Consider the following 4,433-nt stretch of genomic DNA (forward strand, 5'->3'; position numbering starts at 1 on the left):
TTTAAAGGTTGTGTCAGTACTGACTGACCGCACCATATTGCTGATATGGCTCAGTTGGTAGAGCACACCCTTGGTAAGGGTGAGGTCCCCAGTTCGAATCTGGGTATCAGCACCATGAATTTATCAGTATTAAAAAAGAATTTACCTAGCGGCAATAGCGCGGTGGTCCCACCTGACCCCATGCCGAACTCAGTAGTGAAACGCCGTAGCGCCGATGGTAGTGTGGGGCTTCCCCATGTGAGAGTAGGGAACTGCTAGGTTTTAAATATAGAAAAGCCACCTTAGGGTGGCTTTTTGCTATTTAGCCCCATTCAAATTATTCTGTATCTTCTTTTTTCTTGTTCCTGACACATTGCCATTTCAACCTAATACTCCTAATGTCATGAGAGGCATCTCATTATTTAATGATTCTCGCGGGTCAGCCTGATAGACTTAGCTCATCTTTATTGGTTATCTATTGAAGGCTGCAATGAACCCATCCCTTGAATTAAAACCGTTTAATACTCTCGGTATTGAAGCACAAGCAAAGTCAGTTTGTATTGCTGGATCAGCAGAAGAGATTTATCAGCAATGGCTTAATGCGCAAAAACAGCAGTTACCTGTTTTGATCCTTGGAGGGGGAAGTAATGTGTTATTTATTGAAGACTTTGATGGTGCGGTAATTCTCAATCGTATTAGAGGCATTACTATCACAGAGACCCCAGAATATTGGCATGTGTATTCTGCGGCAGGTGAGAACTGGCATCAATTTATTGAATATTTAATGGGTAAAGGTATCTATGGTGCTGAAAATTTAGCCTTGATACCTGGCTGTGTAGGCTCTGCACCAATTCAAAACATAGGTGCTTATGGTGTTGAGCTGAAGGATTTATGTGAGTATGTCGATACTCTGAACCTCCAAACTGGTAAGACAGAAAGGATAGAGGCTGAAGCCTGCCATTTTGGCTACCGTGATAGTATCTTTAAGCATGACTATCAGCATTCTCATGTGATTATTGGGGTTGGTTTGAAGTTTGCTAAACAATGGTTACCTAAACTCACCTATGGGGATTTAGCACTCTTAGATGCCGAAACAGTGACTCCACAGCAAGTGTTTGATGCCGTATGCCAGACACGGAAAGCAAAATTACCTGATCCCGCCGTGACGGGCAATGTGGGAAGCTTCTTTAAAAATCCAATTATTACAGCAGATAAAGCGCATCAAATAAAACAACGTTTTCCAACTTGCCCACAGTATGCCCAAGAAGATGGCTCAATAAAGGTTGCTGCGGGTTGGTTGATAGACCAATGTGGGTTGAAAGGCTATGAATTAGGTGGCGCTGCTGTACATACACGGCAGGCTTTAGTCCTCATTAATAAATGCCATGCGACAGGGCGTGATATTGTTGACTTAGCTAAATATGTCAGCCAAACCGTGCATAAGCATTTTGGTATCATGCTTGAGCCAGAAGTGAGGTTTATTGGTAAACATGGCGAAATTAACCCTATGGACTGCATTTTATGAAAGAAACCAGTACACCGCTACAATTGATAGAGATCTTATCTGATGCTCAAATCCACTCAGGCCAACAGCTAGGCGATACATTAGGGATGACACGAGCAGGGATTAATAAACATATTAAAACACTGCGTTCATGGGGCATTGAAGTGCAAACTATCGCAGGTAAAGGCTATAAATTGCCCCATACGCTTAATTTGCTCAATGGTGAGTTAATTAAGCAATATATTCAGGGCAGTGATGTGATTGTGGAGCCTGTCATTGATTCAACAAATCAGTATATGCTTGAAAGAATTTCGAGCTTAAAATCAGGCGATACATGTCTGGCGGAGTACCAAAGTGCGGGGAGAGGTCGACGCGGGCGGCAATGGATTTCACCATTTGGTTGTAATCTATATCTATCGATGTACTGGAAGCTTGATCAAGGGCCGGCAGCTGCAGTCGGACTAAGTTTAGTTGTGGGGATCATAATTGCTGAAACCTTAAATAAACTAAGCAGGGGTAAAGTAAAAGTAAAATGGCCTAATGATCTTTATCTTAATGATAAAAAACTAGCAGGTATACTTGTGGAATTAACAGGAAAAACAGGTGATGCCGCACATATCATTATTGGTATTGGAATTAATATTGGTATGGAAAAAAAGAATGTAGATAAAGAGGGTACAATTAATCAGGAGTGGGCCTCATTAATTGATGAAGTAGAAAATATAGAAAGAAATAAATTGTCTGCTGATATTATTAATGCACTGAAAAAAGCATTAGTTTTATTTGAGAAGGAAGGATTAGTTCCCTTTTTGGAGCGTTGGTTTGAATTAGATAACTTCTTGGGAAGGAAGGTTAAGTTGTTGATTGGTGATAAAATTATCACCGGTGTGGAAAAAGGAATAAATCAACAAGGTGCTCTTTTATTACAACAGGATAATGGTGAAATTATTCCTTATATCGGTGGGGAAATATCACTAAGATCTAACGAAAAATAATAAAATGATGCCGGTAAGCTATACCGGCATATAGTGTTTATTTTCTAAGCCTAACATTCTGGATAGAATGGTTTTCGCCTTTGGTCATTATTAAACTTGCACGTTCTTTCGTGGGTAAAATATTTTCTTTTAGGTTTAAACCATTAATTTCATCCCAAATAGAGCCTGCAATTTTAACGGCTTCTTCTTCGCTTAATTTAGAATAATTGTGGAAGTAGGAATCAGGATCGGAAAATGCCCCTTGGCGGAACTTTAGGAACCGACCAATATACCACTGCTTTAATAATTCAGGGTCTGCATCCACGTAGATAGAGAAATCAACAAAGTCTGAGACAAACACATGATGTGGGTCATGTGGATAGTCCATATCACTCTGTAGCACGTTTAAGCCTTCTAGAATTAGGATATCAGGCTGATCAATAACCTGTTGTTGGTCAGGCACAATATCATAAGTCAGATGTGAGTAGACCGGTGCAACAACGTTACGCGCCCCTGATTTTATCTGCGACACGAAATTCACGAGTCTTCGCATATCGTAAGACTGAGGAAAACCCTTTTTCTTCATGATATTTCGATCTTTGAGTACCTGATTAGGATACAAAAAACCATCTGTCGTGATTAAATCAACTTTTCTATGCTCAGGCCAACGTGTTAATAAGGCCTGTAATAGACGAGCCGTTGTGCTCTTGCCTACAGCAACACTGCCTGCAATCCCAATAATATAGGGAACCTTTGCTCCATTTGTTCCTAAGAACTGCTCTAATACAGCCTGACGGCGCAAATTGGAGCTAATATAAAAATTGAGTAAACGAGATAATGGTAGGTAGATTTCAATAACATCTTCCATCGAGAGTTCTTCATTAATACCTTTCAACTCTATCAATTCGCTAGACGTTAATGTCAAAGGGACTGAATCACGTAATGTTGCCCAATGTTCCCTATCAAACTCTAAGTATGGCGTAGTAATAAAATTCTCTGTCTGTTTCATAAACCAACATCTGCCTATTCTATGCAGGTTGGACAGGTTGCCTAAACACCCGTATCCGTAAAATTAAGTTGCATCATAGCGAGTGAAAGATAGTAGGCGTAGAACTTTTTATGTTTTATGTGAATTTTTTTTGACGAAGGCTGTAAAAATAGAACGAGTTGCTGAAAAAAGCAGCGGTTAGAAAGAGGGAACGAAGATACAGAACATCATTTTTTGCTCTAGAAAATGGCCTAAGTCACTTTTTAATGATGCAAGGGCTCTTTACTGATTAAATAATAATGGATTATAGTGGTGTTCTGCTGTAGATGTTTTAAGCTGAATATAGCGAAAAAAGCAGCAAAATCGCAAAAAGTGCATAAAATGTGAGCAAGCGAACAAAAAATTAAAATTTTTTGTTGCAAGTCGCGCTCACTCTTCCTAGAATGCGCAGCACTTGATGCCGGCATAGCTCAGTTGGTAGAGCAACTGACTTGTAATCAGTAGGTCCCGAGTTCGACTCTTGGTGCCGGCACCAATTAACAATTTGGATAGGTGGGATACCCAAGCGGCCAAAGGGAGCAGACTGTAAATCTGCCGTCACAGACTTCGAAGGTTCGAATCCTTCTCCCACCACCATCTCCTGAAGAACTTTTCAAAAAGTTTATTCAGGTTACATTTAGCAGCTGATAACTCAGGTAGCCGAGTTCATTGCGGGCATCGTATAATGGCTATTACCTCAGCCTTCCAAGCTGATGATGCGGGTTCGATTCCCGCTGCCCGCTCCAAGATGTGCTGATATAGCTCAGTTGGTAGAGCACACCCTTGGTAAGGGTGAGGTCGGCAGTTCGAATCTGCCTATCAGCACCACTTCCCTTATGTTCTCAATTATCTCCCTGATTTGTCTCCTGTAAAAAGCAAGCAAATAAATTTTAACTGCTTGGTTGATGTGGTGTAGCCACCGATTCCGTGTCTTAGAGGGACAATCTAA

General features: G+C 40.7%; 3 protein-coding genes, 5 tRNA genes and 1 rRNA gene. 8 read left to right on the forward strand and 1 reads right to left on the reverse strand.

Annotated elements, in window-relative coordinates:
- The first annotated feature begins 39 nt into the window (after positions 1 to 39).
- From PR833_RS20020 to birA, 4 genes are all read left to right on the forward strand, one after another.
- Positions 40 to 115, forward strand: a tRNA-Thr gene (locus PR833_RS20020).
- A gap of 29 nt (positions 116 to 144) precedes the next feature.
- Positions 145 to 260: ribosomal RNA gene (gene rrf / locus PR833_RS20025) — 5S ribosomal RNA — on the forward strand.
- 209 nt (positions 261 to 469) lie between these two features.
- Positions 470 to 1,504: a UDP-N-acetylmuramate dehydrogenase gene (gene murB, locus PR833_RS20030; protein ID WP_014657268.1), complete on the forward strand. Its 1,035-nt coding sequence runs from the start codon at positions 470 to 472 to the stop codon at positions 1,502 to 1,504.
- Positions 1,501 to 2,478: a bifunctional biotin--[acetyl-CoA-carboxylase] ligase/biotin operon repressor BirA gene (birA, locus tag PR833_RS20035; RefSeq protein ID WP_004923065.1), complete on the forward strand. Its 978-nt coding sequence runs from the start codon at positions 1,501 to 1,503 to the stop codon at positions 2,476 to 2,478. Before murB ends, birA begins: the two co-directional genes overlap by 4 nt.
- Before the next feature lie 37 nt (positions 2,479 to 2,515).
- On the opposite strand, the gene coaA is transcribed toward birA, so the two are convergent.
- On the reverse strand, positions 2,516 to 3,466 hold the full coding sequence (coaA, locus tag PR833_RS20040; RefSeq protein ID WP_004924900.1) for a type I pantothenate kinase: 951 nt from the start codon (positions 3,464 to 3,466) through the stop codon (positions 2,516 to 2,518).
- Positions 3,467 to 3,904: 438 nt separating this feature from the next.
- Between coaA and PR833_RS20045 the strand changes: the two genes are divergently transcribed.
- The 4 genes from PR833_RS20045 (at position 3,905) to PR833_RS20060 (ending at position 4,312) form a co-directional block, all read left to right on the forward strand.
- Positions 3,905 to 3,980, forward strand: a tRNA-Thr gene (locus PR833_RS20045).
- Positions 3,981 to 3,996: 16 nt separating this feature from the next.
- Positions 3,997 to 4,081: transfer RNA gene (locus tag PR833_RS20050), tRNA-Tyr, on the forward strand.
- Between the two features lie 74 nt (positions 4,082 to 4,155).
- Positions 4,156 to 4,230: transfer RNA gene (locus PR833_RS20055), tRNA-Gly, on the forward strand.
- Positions 4,231 to 4,236: 6 nt separating this feature from the next.
- A tRNA-Thr gene (locus tag PR833_RS20060) sits at positions 4,237 to 4,312 on the forward strand.
- The last annotated feature ends 121 nt before the right edge of the window (positions 4,313 to 4,433 follow it).

Source organism: Providencia sp. PROV189 (assembly GCF_028480065.1).
Taxonomy (GTDB): domain Bacteria; phylum Pseudomonadota; class Gammaproteobacteria; order Enterobacterales; family Enterobacteriaceae; genus Providencia; species Providencia stuartii.

Coding starts and splice junctions, on each gene's coding strand:
- coaA (WP_004924900.1), bottom strand. CDS start 3,466: ATGAAACAGACAGAGAATTTTATTACTACGCCATACTTAGAGTTTGAT.
- birA (WP_004923065.1), top strand. CDS start 1,501: ATGAAAGAAACCAGTACACCGCTACAATTGATAGAGATCTTATCTGAT.
- murB (WP_014657268.1), top strand. CDS start 470: ATGAACCCATCCCTTGAATTAAAACCGTTTAATACTCTCGGTATTGAA.